Here is a 15,287-nt window from a genome sequence, read left to right on the forward strand (position 1 = left end):
CCTAGAATCCGGCGCAGTATTTTTCTTCTGTCGCCCAGTCTGGAGCTGTCATGACCCCCGCATTGGATTTGTTGAAAAAGGTTCGGGCCGAACATCGCGTACACAGTTACGAACATGACCCGAAGGCTGCCTCCTACGGGCTGGAAGCGGCGGAAAAGCTCGGGCTCGATCCGGCGCAGGTGTTCAAGACCCTGCTGGCGGCCAGCGAAAAGGGCGAGTTGCTGGTGGCCGTGGTGCCGGTTGTCGGCAGCCTGGACTTGAAGGGACTGGCCCACGCCGCGGGCGTGAAAAAGGTCGAAATGGCCGACCCGGCGGCAGCGCAGCGCTCTACTGGCTATTTGTTGGGCGGGATCAGTCCGCTGGGGCAGAAAAAGCGTTTGCGTACCTTCATTGATAATTCGGCCCAGCCCTTCGCCAGCATTTTTGTCAGTGCGGGTCGACGTGGGCTGGAAGTTGAGCTGGCACCGGCGGTGCTGGCCGAACACACCCAAGCGAAGTTTGCCGATATCGGTCGGGCGTGAGCATCGAAGCAAGTGCAGCGCTGTATGGTGAAAATCAGCCCGCTCTGTCACTGGCGGTGGTTCGGCCGGCACTGCATGCTCAGCGGACAAACCAAGGGAGAAGGTTATGCAGCTAGAGTTTCATCAGGTCGACGCGTTCAGCAATCAGCCATTCAGTGGTAACCCGGCGATGGTCTATCGGCTCGATACCTGGCTCGCCGATGAATTGATGCAGAAGATTGCCGCCGAGCACAACCTCGCCGAAACGGCATTTGTCGTGCGCGAAGGGCAGGGCTGGCACATCCGCTGGTTTACGCCGACCACCGAGGTGCCATTGTGCGGTCACGCGACACTGGCCAGTGCCTATGTGTTGTTTGAGATCTATAAAGAGCCCGTCGAGCGACTGGACTTCACCTGCAAATCCGGCCCGTTGAGCGTGACCCGTGAGGGTGGGCGCCTGTGGCTGGATTTCCCGGCGATCACTGCGTCGCCGGTGAACCTGATCCCGGACATCGAGCGTGCACTGGGCGTGAAGCCTGTCGAGGTACTGGGTTCGAATGAGCTGTTCGTGGTGCTGGAGTCGGAGCAAGCCGTGCTCGACTGCAAACCGGACATGGTGGCCCTGGCGAAACTGCCATGGTTGGGCGCCATCGTGACGGCGCGTGGCAGCCAGCACGATTTCGTTTCCCGCTACTTCGCCCCGGCAATCGGCATCAATGAAGACCCGGTAACCGGATCGACCCATTGCCTTCTGATTCCGTACTGGTCAAAGCAATTGGGCAAGTCGAGCCTGACGGCTTTTCAGCGTTCGGCGCGGGGTGGGGAATTGTTCTGTCGACTGGAAGGCGATCGGGTGAAGATCGGCGGGAATGCGACCTTGGTTGCCAGCGGCACACTGATGCTGGGATGACGCAAATCCAGTGTAGGAGCGAGCTTGCTCGCGATGGACGTCAACGATGACGAGTGCTGGCTGGATGAGCGCGGCGCTCTTACGTCTCTCGCGAGCAAGCTCGCTCCTACAGGGTTTTTTGTGTATCAGCTAGCGGTGCTGTACCGCCGGACACCGGATTCAACGGCAGGAATCTGCGCCGCCGTGCTGCCGGACGCCTGGAACAGCACCAGGTGTTCAGCCGCGACACGAATACCCACATCCGCCCCAACCAGGCAATCGACATGGCTCGGGAAGATTGATTCCAGTTGTGCGCCTGTCGGCAGCTGCAAGCGATAGAGGGTCGACGCACCCAGGAACGTCTTGCCGGCAATTCGCGCCTTCAGTGCGCTGTCCGGCGCGTAGACGATGTCGTCCGGGCGCAGCAGCACGTCCACGGCACCGCCTACCGGCCAGGTGTAGGCCCGGTTGCCGCGCAATTCGCCGAGCTCGGTTTGCACCGACTCCGGGCTGCTCAACTGACCGCGAATGAAATAACCCTGGCCGATGAAACTCGCCACGAAGGGTGTCAGCGGTTCGTGATACAGGTTGTAGGGCGTATCCCACTGTTCCAGGCGACCTTCCTTGAATACGCCAACGTGGTCACTGACTGCGAAGGCTTCCTCCTGGTCGTGAGTCACCAGAATCGCGCTGGTGCCTCGGGCCTTGAGGATGTCGCGTACTTCGTGGCTGAGCTTGCGGCGCAATTCACCATCGAGGTTGGAGAACGGCTCGTCGAGCAACAGCAATTGCGGATCCGGTGCCAGCGCGCGGGCCAGGGCGACACGTTGTTGCTGGCCACCTGAAAGTTCGTGGGGGAAGCGCTTGCCGAGGTTCTTCAGGTTGACCAGTTCCAGCAGTTCTTCGGTAACGCGATCCATTTGCGGATGCTTGCGAATGCCGAAGGCGATGTTGTCGGCCACGCTCAAATGCGGAAACAGCGCGTAGTCCTGGAACACCATGCCAATGCGACGTTTCTCCGGCGCGAGGGTGAAGCCGGCGCTGGAGATGGTTTCGCCCGCCAGCTGGATTTCGCCTTCATGTACCGGTTCAAAGCCGGCTATCGCCCGTAGCGTGGTGGTCTTGCCGCAGCCTGAAGAGCCGAGCAGGCAACCAATGTCACCAGCGTTCAGATGCAGGTTCAGGTTCTGTACTACACGCTGGTCCTGATAGCCGCAGGCGAGGTTGCGCAGGTTAAGCAGTAAAGGCTGGCTCATGCGTGGTGATACGCCGGTTCGACGAGAAACTCGAGCAGGGCCTTTTGCGCGTGCAGGCGGTTTTCGGCTTGATCCCAGGCCACCGAACGTTTGTCGTCGAGCAGGTCGACGCTGATTTCTTCGCCGCGGTGCGCCGGCAGGCAATGCATGAACAATACCTCTTCAGCGGCCAGGTCAAGCAGGGCGCGGTTGACCTGGTACGGTGCGAACAGCTTCAGACGCTTGGCGGTTTCTTCTTCCTGACCCATGGAGGTCCAGACGTCGGTGCTCACCAGGTGTGCACCGCGCACGGCTTCTTTCGGGTCGCGAACGATGGTGACCCGATCGCCGGCCTTGGCCACGAATTCAGGATTGGGCTCATAGCCTTCCGGGCAGGCCACGCGCAACTGGAAGTCGAACTGGATCGCCGCTTCTATATAACTGTTGCACATGTTGTTGCCGTCGCCGATCCAGGCCACGGTCTTGCCCTGGATGGAGCCGCGGTGTTCGAGGAAGGTCTGCATGTCCGCCAGCAACTGGCACGGATGCAGGTCATCGGACAGGCCGTTGATCACCGGCACGCGAGAGTTGGCGGCGAATTCGGTCAGGTTGCTGTGGGCAAAAGTACGGATCATCACTGCGTCGAGCATGCTCGACATGACGATGGCGCAGTCGCCGATCGGCTCGCCACGGCCCAGTTGGGTGTCACGTGGCGACAGGAAGATCGCCTGGCCGCCGAGCTGGATCATGCCAGCCTCGAAGGAGATCCGGGTACGGGTCGAGGATTTCTCGAAAATCATCCCCAGGACGCGGTTTTTCAGAGGCTCGAACAGTACGCCGCGGTTACGCAGGTCCTTGAGCTCAACGCCTCGACGGATCACGCTGACCAGCTCTTCGGGCGTGCAATCCATCAGGGAGAGAAAGTGCCTTGCGCTCATCATTGACTACCTTTTTGCTACAAACCGCAGATGCTCAAAGCCTTGTTTAACGGAACAACGGGCGAGACCTGCGGCGTAAGCCGCACGGGGCGACGAAATAGGGGAAGGCGCGATCTTATAATTAAATGTCGCGTCTTACCAATAGGGCTACAGTTTTTAGGGAGTTTCAGAGGTGCTACGGGTTCACCGAAGTAGCGCTTTGAAGCCTGATTCCTTATAGCAGCGGCTCATTTGTACACCGGCCTCTCGGGGCTTGGCAATCAAACGGGGCGGCAACGGTACGCTGACAGTCGGTTTCTGACCTGTCATTCATCAGCGCCGGGCTCGACGAACACGGTAGCCTGATCGGCGAGCTGACCGGCGTACATGGCCCTCACAGGCCGATTGAAACCCTTCAGGAAATCCACTTGCAGGCGCCGCTCAGGCTGCCTCCGAACTGATGCCCGACGGCCATCGGCTGGCCTGATAACCCTCGATTCACAAGACGAACGTCGCTGGCGTGGCGGCGGGTCTGGCGCCATAGTTTTGTTTCCGTGGCCAACGTTGCCCGCCCATAACAAGACAGAGACTGGCCATGACCAAGACTCTCCATCACCGTGCTTGCCATTTGTGTGAAGCCATCTGTGGCCTGACCATCGAAACCACCGAGGTCGATGGCGCAAACGTCCAGATCACTTCGATCAAGGGCGACCCCCATGACACGTTCAGTCGTGGGCACATCTGCCCCAAGGCCGTGGCGTTGCAAGACATTCAGAACGATCCGGATCGACTGCATCAGCCGATGCAGCGGGTGGGCAATGAGTGGCAGCCCATCGAGTGGGAAGCGGCATTCAATCTGGTCGCCGAACGCCTCGCCGCCATTCAGGAGCGTCACGGGCAAAGCGCAGTGGCGGTCTATCAGGGCAACCCGAGCGTGCACAATTACGGGCTGATGACCCACAGCAACTACTTCCTCGGCCTGCTGAAAACCCGCAACCGGTTTTCCGCCACCTCGGTCGATCAATTGCCCCATCACCTGACCAGTCATTTGATGTACGGCCACGGGTTGTTGCTGCCTATTCCGGACATCGATCACACCGATTTCATGCTGATCCTGGGCGGCAACCCACTGGCTTCGAACGGCAGCATCATGACCGTGCCGGATGTGGAAAAACGCTTGAAGGCGATACAGGCCCGGGGTGGCAAAGTGGTGGTGGTCGACCCTCGTCGTAGTGAAACGGCGGCGATTGCCGATCAGCATCTGTTCGTGCGCCCGGGCAGTGATGCCGCGCTGTTGTTCGGGCTGCTCAACACCTTGTTCGTAGAAGGTCTGACCCGCGACAGCCATCTGCCGGTGGACGGCCTGGAGGACGTGCGGGAGGCCGTCGCGCGGTTCACTGCCGAAGCCATGAGCCCGTTGTGCGCCGTACCGGCCGAACAGATCCGCCAATTGGCGCGGGACTTCGCCGCGGCACCGAGTGCAGTCTGCTATGGCCGCATGGGCGTTTCGACCCAGGCCTTCGGTACGCTGTGCCACTGGGTGGTGCAGTTGATCAATCTGGTCACCGGCAATCTCGATCGCGTGGGTGGTGCCTTGTGCACCGAGCCGGCGGTGGACCTGGTGGCGTCGACCTCGGGCGGGCATTTCAATCTGTGGCAGAGCCGGGTTTCCGGGCGCCCGGAATACGCCGGAGAACTGCCAGTGTCGGCGCTGGCCGAGGAGATGCTCACCGAGGGGGAAGGGCAGGCGCGGGCGCTGATCACGGTGGCGGGCAATCCGGTGCTGTCCACGCCTAATGGCCGAAAGCTCGAGCAGGCGCTGGACGGGCTGGAATTCATGGTCAGTATCGACCTGTACATCAATGAAACCACGCGTTACGCCGACTTGATCCTGCCGTCCACATCGGCGCTGGAAAACGATCATTACGACACCACATTCAACTTGTTTGCGGTGCGCAACGTCAGTCGTTTCAATCGCGCCATCCTCGCCAAGCCCGAAGGTGCATTGCACGACTGGGAGATCTTCGTCGGGTTGGCCAAGGCATTTGCCGCCAGGACCGGCAAAGAGTTGAAGCCCACCATCGCCCCGGCGCAAATGATCGATCGCGGCTTGCGCATGGGGATGTACGGCGACAATTCAGAGCACAAGCTGTCGCTGGCGACCTTGTTCGATCATCCCCATGGCGTCGATCTGGGCGCGCTCAAGCCTAACCTGACGCCACGCCTGAAGACTGCCAATCAACGCATCCAGGCCGCACCGGCCGCGATTCTCGCTGACCTGGCGCGCTTTGCAGCCTTGAAGGCACCGCCCGCCGACGAGTTGTTGATGATTGGCCGCCGGCATGTGCGCAGCAACAACTCATGGATGCATAATTATCATCGGTTGGTGAAGGGCAAGCCGCGTCATCAGTTACTGATGCATCCGGAGGACCTGGCCAGTCGTGGTCTCAGCGACGGACAGCGTGTGCGGGTCAGCTCGCGGGTGGGGGAGATCGAAGTCGAAGTGCTTGGCAGTCTGGACATGATGAAGGGCGTGGTCAGCCTGCCTCACGGCTGGGGTCACGCGCGGCCCGGCGTGCAAATGTCGATTGCCAGCAGTCAGCCGGGTTCAAGCGCCAACGACCTGACCGACGAACGCCAGATTGACGAACTCTCGGGAAATGCCGCGTTCAATGGCGTGCCAGTGACTGTGGCGGCGGCTTGAATCATACTGACGGAGAGACCGAGCAGGGCGCTCGGCTTTCCGTTACAATGCGCCACCGTGCCGACCCATGAGTCGGAAAGTTCAGCCGAGGTGCTCCATGGATATCATCGAAACGATTAAAGAGCAGATTGCCAACAACACCATTCTGCTTTACATGAAAGGCTCGCCGAATGCCCCGCAGTGCGGCTTCTCCGCGAAAGCCGCGCAGGCCGTGATGGCGTGTGGCGAAAAGTTTGCGTACGTGGACATCCTGCAGAACCCGGAAATCCGCGCCAACCTGCCAAAATACGCCAACTGGCCAACCTTCCCGCAACTGTGGGTCGGTGGTGAGCTGGTCGGCGGCAGCGACATCATGACTGAAATGGCGGCTGACGGTTCGCTGCAAGCCACCATCAAGGCTGCCGTCGAAGCCGCTGCTCCAAAGACCGAAGCCTGATTCGCTGTATGTAGGAGCGAGCTTGCTCCGGGCGGCGTTCCGACGATGGACTAAAAAACGCCGCGGGTTGTCAGGCTTGCCGCGTAATCGTTAACGACCATCGCGAGCAAGCTCGCTCCTACAGGAGGCAGTAAAAAGCCCCGCCACTCGAAAGAGGGCGGGGCTTTTTATTGTGTCTGGATAGTTACTGCAAAGTTGCCGCTGCAATCCCCCAGGATCGCAGCCTGCGGCAGCTCCTACTCTTCGCCCATCTGCGATTGCAGATAGTTCTCGAGCCCGATTTTATCGATCAGGCCCAACTGGGTTTCCAACCAGTCGATATGTTCTTCTTCGGACTCGAGGATATCTTCAAGCAGCTCACGGCTACCGAAGTCGCCGACTGTTTCGCAATGAGCGATAGCCACCTTGAGATCCGCGTGACCGATGCGTTCGATACGCAGGTCGCACTCCAGCATTTCCTTGGTGTGCTCACCGATGTGCAGCTTGCCCAGGTCCTGGACGTTCGGCAGGCCTTCAAGGAACAGGATTCGCTTGATCAGCTTGTCCGCGTGCTTCATCTCGTCGATGGATTCGTGGTACTCGTGCTTGCCGAGCTTGTTCAGGCCCCAATCTTCATACATGCGCGCATGCAGGAAGTATTGATTGATCGCGACCAGCTCATTGGCGAGGATCTTGTTGAGATGCTGGATGACTGTAACGTCGCCTTTCATGGTGGGGTCCTGCCCTTTATTAGCTGTCAATAGGGCAGAGTTTGAGCCGCGTATTTAAGGGTGTCAAACCTAAGTTATTGAAACTTAAATGAAAATTAATCGGAATAAGAATGTTTGTGTTCCGCGTCTAGAGCATAACTAGTTGATTTTGAGGCATAAAAAAACCGGACATATGTCCGGTTCTTTGAAATTCGATAATTAAGCCGCAGTAAATTCCGCAGGAAAAGGAATTGCAGCCTGGGCCGTTTGCAGTTTGGTCAGGGTCTCGCGGACCACTTCCTTGGCGAGGCAGGCACATTTGCCGCATTGACTGGCAACGCCGGTGGCCACTCGGACTTCCTTGTAGCTGCAGCATCCTTCATAGATCGCATCGCGGATTTGACCGTCGGTGACGCCAGTGCAGAGGCAAACATACATAAGGAAGGACCGTCGCTGATTGTGACTCAATTGCGATGGATCTTAATGTTAACGAGAATGATTGTCAAAGTGGTTTCAGTGCACTTTCCGTCATAAACGGGGATGGCTGACGAACGGTCTGTCTGGCAAATCGGTGATACAAAACCGATGAGGATTTCATCGTACCGGGAAAAAACAGCTAAGCCAGCTCAAACACGCGGTGTATGATGACCGGTCTTTTGCGACCGGGGATCGTGTCACAGGGCTGTCGCCTCAGGGTGGCAGGCTGATTCGAACCCTGTTTCTCACGCTATTACACCAGGAGATATCCAATGAGCGTACTCGTAGGCAAACAAGCCCCTGACTTCACCGTACCGGCCGTACTCGGCAATGGCGAGATCGTTGACAGCTTCACCCTGTCTTCGGCGATCAAAGGCAAATACGGCCTGGTGTTCTTCTACCCACTGGACTTCACCTTCGTATGCCCGTCCGAGCTGATCGCTCTGGACAACCGCATGTCCGAGTTCAAGGCGCGTAACGTTGAAGTGGTCGCTGTGTCGATCGACTCGCACTTCACCCACAACGCATGGCGCAACACCCCGGTCAACAATGGCGGTATCGGCGAAGTTCGCTACACCATGGCTGCCGACATCAAGCAGGAAATCATGAAAGCCTATGACGTTCAGTCCGCTGACGGCGTGGCTTTCCGTGGCGCGTTCCTGATCGACGACAAAGGCGTTGTCCGTTCGCAGATCATCAACGACCTGCCGCTGGGCCGTAACATGGAAGAGCTGCTGCGTCTGGTCGACGCTCTGCAATTTCACGAAGAGCACGGCGAAGTCTGCCCTGCCAACTGGAAAAAAGGCGACAAAGGCATGAACGCTTCGCCAGAAGGCGTTGCGGCTTACCTGACCGAGCACGCTGCCGCTCTGTAAGGCGCAGGCTCCAGCTATAAAAAGCAGGTACAAAAAAACCGGCCTTCGAGGCCGGTTTTTTTATGGGCGGGATAACGCCGGGACTGTGTAGGAGCGAGCTTGCTCGCGATGGACGTGAACGATAACGCTGGGAGTCTGACACCCCGCGGCGTTCTCAAGTCCATCGCGAGCGAGCTCGCTCCTACAAAGAACAATCAATCGTCGAAGTCTTCCCAACCGCCCATTTGTTTCCAGCGATTGACGATGCCGCAGAACAGCTCAGCGGTCTTCTCGGTGTCGTAACGGGCCGAGTGAGCCTCGCGGCCATCGAAATCGATGTCCGCTGCCTGACAAGCCTTGGCCAGCACGGTTTGACCGTAGGCCAGGCCAGCGAGCGTTGCGGTATCGAAACTGGAGAACGGATGGAACGGGTTGCGCTTCATGTCCAGCCGCGCAACCGCAGCATTCAGGAAGCCCAGGTCGAAGCTGCTGTTGTGCCCAACCAAAATCGCCCGTTTGCAGCCGTTGGCCTTTAGCGCCTTGCGCACGCCGCGGAAAATATCGTTCAGGGCCGACTCTTCACTCACCGCCATGCGCAGCGGGTGATCGAGCTTGATCCCGGTGAACTCCAGGGCCGCCGCTTCGATGTTCGCGCCTTCGAACGGCTCGACACGGAAGAAGTAGGTGTGATCCGGGTAAACAAAACCCTTTTCATCCATGGCGATGGTGGTCGCGGCGATCTCCAGAAGGGCATCGGTGGCCGAATTGAAGCCACCGGTTTCTACGTCGACGACAACCGGCAGGTAACCACGGAACCTGGCCGCCATTGGATGACGAGGGCCACCTCCGCCGCCGTTGCCTTCCAGTTCGTCGTCGAAATGGTCTTCACTCACGCGTGTTCCTCCAGCAGGCGCCAGCGCAGTTTTTCACCGGCGCGCAGCGGGATAACGGTCAGCTCGCCAAATGGCAGGCTGGTCGGGGCGGTCCATTCTTCGCGGACCAGGGTGATGTGATCGGTGTTGGCCGGCAGACCATAGAACCGAGGGCCGTAGAGGCTGGCGAAGGCCTCGAGCTTGTCCAGCGCATTGCGCTGTTCGAAGGCTTCGGCGTACATCTCGATGGCCGCATAGGCGGTGTAGCAACCGGCGCAGCCGCAGGCCGCTTCCTTGGCGTGCTGGGCGTGGGGCGCCGAGTCAGTGCCGAGGAAGAACTTCTCGCTGCCGCTGGTGGCGGCGTCGAGCAGGGCTTCCTGGTGGGTATTGCGCTTGAGGATCGGCAGGCAATAGAAGTGCGGCCGAATCCCGCCCACCAGCATGTGATTGCGGTTGTACAGCAGGTGATGCGCGGTGATGGTTGCGCCAACGTTGGCCGAAGCCGAGTTGACGAACTGCACGGCGTCGGCGGTGGTGATGTGTTCGAAGACCACTTTGAGGGTCGGGAAACGCTCGACCACACGACGCATGTGCTCATCGATGAAGATTTTTTCGCGATCGAAAACGTCGACATCGCCACGGGTGACTTCGCCATGAACCAACAAGGGCATCCCGACTTCGGCCATGGCCTCGAGTGCAGGGAAGATCTTGTCGATGCTGGTGACGCCAGAGTCCGAGTTGGTGGTCGCGCCTGCCGGGTACAGCTTGGCGGCGTGCACGAATCCACTGGCCTTGGCCTCGCGAATTTCTTCAGGCTGGGTGCGGTCGGTCAGGTACAGGACCATCAGCGGCTCGAACGGGCTGCCGGCCGGGCGGGCAGCGAGAATCCGCTGGCGATAGCCATCGGCTTCGGCCGCGTTGCGCACCGGTGGAACCAGGTTGGGCATGATGATGGCGCGGCCAAAGGTGCGCGCGACATCCGCGACGGTATTGGTCAACACGGCACCATCGCGAAGATGAATGTGCCAGTCGTCGGGACGCAGCAGGGTCAGGCGGTCGGACATGAGGGGATTCCAGGCGGGTCAAACTGAGGGGAATGCTACCGGAAAAGACACTTGCAGGCACTCGCTATCAAGTTTTGCTGGAAGCTTCCGATATCCAACAGGTATGCCGTAAACATGTGTGTGTCGGTCTTTTTGTTGTAGAAGCCAGTGGAGCCTCCCGTGCGCCAGCGTTATTTAGCCTTGCTCAGTGTGTTTGCCAGCCTTCCCGCGATGGCGCTCACTTTCCAGACTCGTCTGGAGAGCATTGAGTGGTCGGTCGAAGGTGACAAGTTCGAATGCCGCCTGGCTCAGCCGATTACCGACTTCGGTTCGGGCGAGTTCGTGCGTCGTGCCGGCGAGCAGGCGACTTTTCGTCTGAAAACCTACAATCCGATGATCGGCGGCGGTTCAGCGACTTTGCTGGCCGCTGCGGCACCCTGGCAACCGGGGCGTGATGATATCAACCTGGGTACGGTGAGAATCGGTAGCGGTAACGTGTTGTTCAGCAGTTCTCAGGTTCAGGCCGGGCGCCTGATCAGCGGACTGATGGACGGTCGCAGTCCGGTGGTTCGCCATTCCGGGGGGGATGGCCGGGTGTCGGAAGTGCGCTTGCTGCCGGTCAGGTTCACCAAGGCGTTTACCGATTATCAAAGCTGCGTGGCCAAATTGTTGCCGCAGAACTTCGAGCAGGTGAAGCAATCCGACATCGGCTTCCCTGGCGGCGGAATCGAACTCGACAGCGCTGCGAAGGCCAGGCTGCAGGTGATGCTGGAGTACATGAAGGCCGATCCGATGGTCAATCACATCGAGCTCGACGGTCACTCCGACAACAGCGGCAACCGCCTGACCAACCGCGATCTGTCGCGGCGCCGGGCCCTGGCAGTGATGGAGTTCTTCAAGGCCAACGGCATCCTGGAGTCGCAAATCACCGTGCGTTTCCATGGCGAGCGTTATCCGCTGGCGCCTAACACCAGCAATACCAACCGTGCGAAGAACCGTCGAGTGGCGGTGCGCCTGGAGCGCGGAGCACCCGCGGAACAAGTCGCCCCGCAAGCGCCGAAAGCGGCCGTTTCGGCAACTTCCTGACTATTTGGTCATCGTCGCTCCCTCGACATAATCTGTCGCTTCGTCGTCATAAGCTGTCGCGCCACTGTAAATTATTCTGCATGAGCGGTAGACTTCCCGGCTTTCCGTAGAATCCCGTGGAGTGATGGCATGGCGGACGTAAACAAGGTCGTTCTGGCGTATTCCGGCGGCCTGGACACTTCGGTGATCCTCAAGTGGCTGCAGGATACTTATAACTGTGAAGTGGTGACCTTCACCGCTGACCTGGGTCAGGGCGAAGAGGTCGAACCTGCACGCGCCAAGGCTCAGGCCATGGGCGTCAAAGAGATCTACATCGACGACTTGCGCGAAGAGTTCGTGCGCGACTTCGTTTTCCCGATGTTCCGCGCCAACACCGTTTACGAAGGCGAGTACCTGCTGGGTACTTCCATCGCTCGTCCGCTGATCGCCAAGCGCCTGATCGAAATCGCCAACGAAACCGGTGCAGACGCCATTTCCCATGGCGCCACCGGCAAGGGTAACGACCAAGTTCGTTTCGAGCTCGGTGCGTACGCCTTGAAGCCAGGTGTGAAAGTGATCGCCCCTTGGCGCGAGTGGGACCTGCTGTCCCGTGAAAAGCTGATGGACTACGCCGATAAGCACGCGATCCCGATCGAGCGCCACGGCAAGAAGAAGTCCCCGTATTCCATGGATGCCAACCTGCTGCACATCTCCTATGAAGGCGGCGTGCTGGAAGACACCTGGACCGAGCACGAAGAAGACATGTGGAAATGGACCGTCTCCCCGGAGAACGCTCCAGACAAACCTCAATACCTGGAACTGACCTACCGCAACGGCGACATCGTCGCGCTGGACGGCGTCGAAATGACTCCGGCCACCGTGCTGGCGACCCTGAACCGTATCGGTGGTGAACACGGTATCGGTCGTCTCGACATCGTCGAGAACCGTTATGTGGGCATGAAGTCCCGTGGCTGCTACGAAACCCCTGGCGGCACCATCATGCTGCGCGCTCACCGTGCGATCGAATCGATCACCCTGGACCGCGAAGTAGCTCACCTCAAGGACGAGCTGATGCCGAAATATGCCAGCCTGATCTACACCGGTTACTGGTGGAGCCCTGAGCGTCTGATGCTGCAACAAATGATCGATGCGTCCCAGGCCCACGTGAACGGTGTTGTTCGCCTGAAGCTGTACAAGGGCAATGTGATCGTTACGGGTCGCAAGTCTGACGAATCGTTGTTCGACGCCAACATCGCGACCTTCGAAGAAGATGGTGGCGCGTACAACCAGGCGGATGCAGCGGGCTTCATCAAGCTCAACGCCTTGCGCATGCGCATTGCAGCGAACAAAGGCCGGAAGCTGTTCTGAGACCTTTGAGATCGTGATGGATGCCTGATCTCGTCCAGGACGAGATCAGGCATCTGAAAACGGGGTGTGACGCCAGTTACTACGTTGTCGTGTGTTTGCGTTTGCGCTGACGATTTCCTGTTTTTCTCCTTCCAGTGGTCTGTCCTGTTCTACGTGTTGTTGTCTGCTGGTTGTCCGGCTTGATCAATGACCGACAACCTGTGCGAGTCCAGATTGTAGGCCACATAAAAGGCGGCACTGCGCTTCCTGGTCTGCTTTGAATATTTAAGCGCACTGGCTTTCAGTAAAGCCTCCGAAACGGCACACGTGACAAACAGAATCACGTACGCCGTCTTTTCCCGCGGCCTCTGGATTTTTTCCAGCAGCGCTCCAAACTCGACCTCCTTGCTCATCCAGCGTGCATCCACGATGTACAGGTCTTTTATAAACTCCGGTAACTGAAGTTGATGCTGAACAAATACGGTGGATTGCAGGCCAATCCCCGTTGGCGGGCCCTGTGCGCCGCAGGGCGTCCGAGCTGACTGCCGGTCATCCGTTGACGTTTCCAGAGCGGAACTCCCAGAGGACTTCCCGGCCGCCTTTTTTTCCGGCCGCCCGGCATCATCCATGACTTTCATGAAGTGTTTGCCCTTTTCAAAGTCGGAAGGCGCATACAGTGATCTGTAGTTGAAGTTGAGTGTCGCGAAAAAAAGCAAAAGTAAATAAAACGGAAAGCTGATCAGAAACCAGACATAGAGTTCTCTTTCCTCTTGGTCAAGGAAGGGTAGAGAAACGGCTGCCGAAGTCTCAGAGAGCGCTGCGAATATCGCGATAATTGTCATCGGGTTGTTAATTCGTTTTTTATCATGTTCTATATTCATGCTCTATTGTCTTTTCTCGAATGGTTTATGGGAGTGGTTTGATGTAGTAGTTGTTGTGTTTTCTTCGGTTTTTTAAGTGTTGGTGGTGCTTTAATGATTGCTCAAAAAATATTATTTGCTGTAAGAGTAATTGGATGCTTGGTGTGTGATATTTCTGGTGTGAATGTTGAGTGCGAAAATATCAGTTACGTTTTAACGAAGGAGTAGAGGCTTATGTTTGTCAGGGCGCGACTGTTCAGGCCGGATCTCGGAAAATTTTGGTCGTAAATCGATAGCGGCAGCTGCTGGAAAGTGCGACACACTGACGCTGACACAGTTTTCAACTCATTCCGTTCGAGGGATTTTTGTAGGAGAAATCCGTGTTGTTTGTAGGGGATGTCTCTTGGTGTGGGTGGCCGGAAGGGGCGACATGCCATGGGTGAAACGACTAGGCTATTGTGCGGGCTCTAAAAATTCGAACAGCGAAAATTGGACTTGCCCATGAATAAAGTGCTGATCGTGGATGATCACCCCGTCATTCGTCTTGCGGTACGTATGCTAATGGAACGTCATGGCTACGAAGTTATTGCAGAAACCGATAATGGTGTGGATGCACTGCAACTGGCCCGCGAACTTATGCCGGATATTGTCATTCTGGATATCGGGATTCCGAAACTGGACGGATTGGAAGTCATCGCGCGTTTGTCTTCGACCTCAATGCCGATGAAAGTTCTGATTCTGACTTCCCAGGCGCCGGGGCATTTTTCGATGCGTTGCATGCAATCCGGGGCGGCCGGTTATGTCTGCAAACAACAAGACCTGACGGAGTTGCTCAGTGCGATAAAGGCCGTTTTGTCAGGCTACAGTTACTTTCCTAATCAAGCCTTGCATACCGTGCGTTGCAGTTTGGGGAATGCCAGTGAGGCCGATATGGTTGATCGATTGTCAGGGCGGGAAATGATGGTCCTGCAACAGTTGGCCCGAGGAAAGACCAATAAAGAGATTGCCGATGGAATGTTTCTCAGCAATAAAACAGTCAGTACTTACAAGACCCGTCTGTTGCTCAAACTGAATGCGAGGTCTCTGGTCGATTTGATCGAGTTGGCACAACGCAATGGTCTGGTGTGATGACGTAACTGTGCGACAAGGGGCGTCTACCAGAGTATGGCACTTAAAAAAAGCCTCCGTTTCGGGAGGCTTTCAGGTGTCATAAGTCAAAATCGTAATCGGCCAATTGCTTTTGCAGTCGGCGCTCCTCCAGCAGGTTGTCGATGGTGCGGCGTTTGCTCAGATTAGTTTTCGCTACTTCAACCACCGGCTCAGCGTCATCGGTTTCGGCGGTGGTGAAATCGTCTTCTACGTCCAATTGCTCTTTGCCAGTACTCATTTAGTTGCTCCA

General features: G+C 57.7%; 16 protein-coding genes. 8 read left to right on the forward strand and 8 right to left on the reverse strand.

Translation table 11 applies throughout. From position 1 onward, the window contains the following. Window positions 1-50 precede the first annotated feature (50 nt). Complete coding sequence (ybaK, locus tag C8K63_RS01025) at window positions 51-521, forward strand: Cys-tRNA(Pro) deacylase (RefSeq protein WP_007971306.1); 471 nt, start codon at window positions 51-53, stop codon at window positions 519-521. Window positions 522-627: 106 nt separating this feature from the next. Beyond that, a complete protein-coding gene (locus C8K63_RS01030) occupies window positions 628-1,410 on the forward strand; it encodes a PhzF family phenazine biosynthesis protein (protein WP_108214996.1) in 783 nt (260 codons plus the stop codon). 125 nt (window positions 1,411-1,535) lie between these two features. On the opposite strand, the gene C8K63_RS01035 is transcribed toward C8K63_RS01030, so the two are convergent. Together C8K63_RS01035 and argF are read right to left on the reverse strand one after the other, a co-directional pair. Next, window positions 1,536-2,645 (reverse strand): ABC transporter ATP-binding protein, encoded by a 1,110-nt coding sequence (locus C8K63_RS01035; RefSeq protein ID WP_108214997.1) that lies wholly within the window; start codon window positions 2,643-2,645, stop codon window positions 1,536-1,538. Next, window positions 2,642-3,562 (reverse strand): ornithine carbamoyltransferase, encoded by a 921-nt coding sequence (gene argF / locus C8K63_RS01040; RefSeq protein ID WP_108214998.1) that lies wholly within the window; start codon window positions 3,560-3,562, stop codon window positions 2,642-2,644. The genes C8K63_RS01035 and argF overlap by 4 nt, the downstream gene beginning before the upstream one ends. A gap of 574 nt (window positions 3,563-4,136) precedes the next feature. Here argF and C8K63_RS01045 point away from each other — a divergent pair. Both C8K63_RS01045 and grxD read left to right on the forward strand, forming a co-directional pair. Continuing rightward, window positions 4,137-6,245 (forward strand): molybdopterin oxidoreductase family protein, encoded by a 2,109-nt coding sequence (locus C8K63_RS01045; protein ID WP_108214999.1) that lies wholly within the window; start codon window positions 4,137-4,139, stop codon window positions 6,243-6,245. Between the two features lie 97 nt (window positions 6,246-6,342). Continuing rightward, window positions 6,343-6,681 carry a Grx4 family monothiol glutaredoxin gene (gene grxD, locus C8K63_RS01050; RefSeq protein ID WP_108215000.1) on the forward strand — a complete coding sequence of 113 codons (339 nt, stop codon included), beginning with the start codon at window positions 6,343-6,345 and terminating at the stop codon, window positions 6,679-6,681. Between the two features lie 236 nt (window positions 6,682-6,917). On the opposite strand, the gene bfr is transcribed toward grxD, so the two are convergent. Next, complete coding sequence (bfr, locus tag C8K63_RS01055; RefSeq protein WP_108215001.1) at window positions 6,918-7,391, reverse strand: bacterioferritin; 474 nt, start codon at window positions 7,389-7,391, stop codon at window positions 6,918-6,920. A gap of 198 nt (window positions 7,392-7,589) precedes the next feature. Then, on the reverse strand, window positions 7,590-7,808 hold the full coding sequence (locus C8K63_RS01060) for a bacterioferritin-associated ferredoxin (protein ID WP_008053520.1): 219 nt from the start codon (window positions 7,806-7,808) through the stop codon (window positions 7,590-7,592). A gap of 311 nt (window positions 7,809-8,119) precedes the next feature. Between C8K63_RS01060 and C8K63_RS01065 the strand changes: the two genes are divergently transcribed. Then, window positions 8,120-8,722, forward strand: a complete 603-nt coding sequence (locus tag C8K63_RS01065) for a peroxiredoxin (RefSeq protein WP_007971324.1) — start codon at window positions 8,120-8,122, stop codon at window positions 8,720-8,722. A gap of 194 nt (window positions 8,723-8,916) precedes the next feature. On the opposite strand, the gene rnt is transcribed toward C8K63_RS01065, so the two are convergent. Together rnt and pyrC are read right to left on the reverse strand one after the other, a co-directional pair. After that, window positions 8,917-9,594, reverse strand: coding sequence for a ribonuclease T (rnt, locus tag C8K63_RS01070; RefSeq protein WP_046043606.1), 678 nt, complete (start codon window positions 9,592-9,594; stop codon window positions 8,917-8,919). Beyond that, window positions 9,591-10,637 carry a dihydroorotase gene (gene pyrC, locus C8K63_RS01075; RefSeq protein WP_108215002.1) on the reverse strand — a complete coding sequence of 349 codons (1,047 nt, stop codon included), beginning with the start codon at window positions 10,635-10,637 and terminating at the stop codon, window positions 9,591-9,593. The genes rnt and pyrC overlap by 4 nt, the downstream gene beginning before the upstream one ends. Window positions 10,638-10,796: 159 nt before the next feature. On the opposite strand from pyrC, the gene C8K63_RS01080 reads away from it, so the two are divergent. Both C8K63_RS01080 and C8K63_RS01085 read left to right on the forward strand, forming a co-directional pair. Then, on the forward strand, window positions 10,797-11,702 hold the full coding sequence (locus C8K63_RS01080) for an OmpA family protein (RefSeq protein ID WP_108215003.1): 906 nt from the start codon (window positions 10,797-10,799) through the stop codon (window positions 11,700-11,702). A gap of 129 nt (window positions 11,703-11,831) precedes the next feature. After that, window positions 11,832-13,049 (forward strand): argininosuccinate synthase, encoded by a 1,218-nt coding sequence (locus C8K63_RS01085; protein WP_108215004.1) that lies wholly within the window; start codon window positions 11,832-11,834, stop codon window positions 13,047-13,049. A 149-nt stretch (window positions 13,050-13,198) separates the two neighbouring features. On the opposite strand, the gene C8K63_RS01090 is transcribed toward C8K63_RS01085, so the two are convergent. Continuing rightward, window positions 13,199-13,909 carry a hypothetical protein gene (locus C8K63_RS01090; RefSeq protein ID WP_108215005.1) on the reverse strand — a complete coding sequence of 237 codons (711 nt, stop codon included), beginning with the start codon at window positions 13,907-13,909 and terminating at the stop codon, window positions 13,199-13,201. Between the two features lie 480 nt (window positions 13,910-14,389). On the opposite strand from C8K63_RS01090, the gene C8K63_RS01095 reads away from it, so the two are divergent. Further along, a complete protein-coding gene (locus C8K63_RS01095) occupies window positions 14,390-15,016 on the forward strand; it encodes a response regulator transcription factor (RefSeq protein WP_008053528.1) in 627 nt (208 codons plus the stop codon). Between the two features lie 79 nt (window positions 15,017-15,095). Here C8K63_RS01095 and C8K63_RS01100 read toward each other — a convergent pair whose 3' ends face one another. Beyond that, window positions 15,096-15,275: a PA3496 family putative envelope integrity protein gene (locus C8K63_RS01100; RefSeq protein WP_007972325.1), complete on the reverse strand. Its 180-nt coding sequence runs from the start codon at window positions 15,273-15,275 to the stop codon at window positions 15,096-15,098. Window positions 15,276-15,287 lie beyond the last annotated feature (12 nt).

Source organism: Pseudomonas sp. GV085, from assembly GCF_003050925.1.
Classification (GTDB): Bacteria; Pseudomonadota; Gammaproteobacteria; order Pseudomonadales; family Pseudomonadaceae; genus Aquipseudomonas.

Excerpts from the sequence above, each read along its gene's own strand:
- C8K63_RS01045 (WP_108214999.1), top strand. The coding sequence starts at position 4,137 with ATGACCAAGACTCTCCATCACCGTGCTTGCCATTTGTGTGAAGCCATC.
- C8K63_RS01065 (WP_007971324.1), top strand. The coding sequence starts at position 8,120 with ATGAGCGTACTCGTAGGCAAACAAGCCCCTGACTTCACCGTACCGGCC.
- argF (WP_108214998.1), bottom strand. The coding sequence starts at position 3,562 with ATGAGCGCAAGGCACTTTCTCTCCCTGATGGATTGCACGCCCGAAGAG.
- C8K63_RS01035 (WP_108214997.1), bottom strand. The coding sequence starts at position 2,645 with ATGAGCCAGCCTTTACTGCTTAACCTGCGCAACCTCGCCTGCGGCTAT.
- bfr (WP_108215001.1), bottom strand. The coding sequence starts at position 7,391 with ATGAAAGGCGACGTTACAGTCATCCAGCATCTCAACAAGATCCTCGCC.
- pyrC (WP_108215002.1), bottom strand. The coding sequence starts at position 10,637 with ATGTCCGACCGCCTGACCCTGCTGCGTCCCGACGACTGGCACATTCAT.
- C8K63_RS01085 (WP_108215004.1), top strand. The coding sequence starts at position 11,832 with ATGGCGGACGTAAACAAGGTCGTTCTGGCGTATTCCGGCGGCCTGGAC.
- C8K63_RS01095 (WP_008053528.1), top strand. The coding sequence starts at position 14,390 with ATGAATAAAGTGCTGATCGTGGATGATCACCCCGTCATTCGTCTTGCG.
- C8K63_RS01100 (WP_007972325.1), bottom strand. The coding sequence starts at position 15,275 with ATGAGTACTGGCAAAGAGCAATTGGACGTAGAAGACGATTTCACCACC.
- C8K63_RS01030 (WP_108214996.1), top strand. The coding sequence starts at position 628 with ATGCAGCTAGAGTTTCATCAGGTCGACGCGTTCAGCAATCAGCCATTC.
- grxD (WP_108215000.1), top strand. The coding sequence starts at position 6,343 with ATGGATATCATCGAAACGATTAAAGAGCAGATTGCCAACAACACCATT.
- C8K63_RS01060 (WP_008053520.1), bottom strand. The coding sequence starts at position 7,808 with ATGTATGTTTGCCTCTGCACTGGCGTCACCGACGGTCAAATCCGCGAT.
- C8K63_RS01090 (WP_108215005.1), bottom strand. The coding sequence starts at position 13,909 with ATGAATATAGAACATGATAAAAAACGAATTAACAACCCGATGACAATT.
- ybaK (WP_007971306.1), top strand. The coding sequence starts at position 51 with ATGACCCCCGCATTGGATTTGTTGAAAAAGGTTCGGGCCGAACATCGC.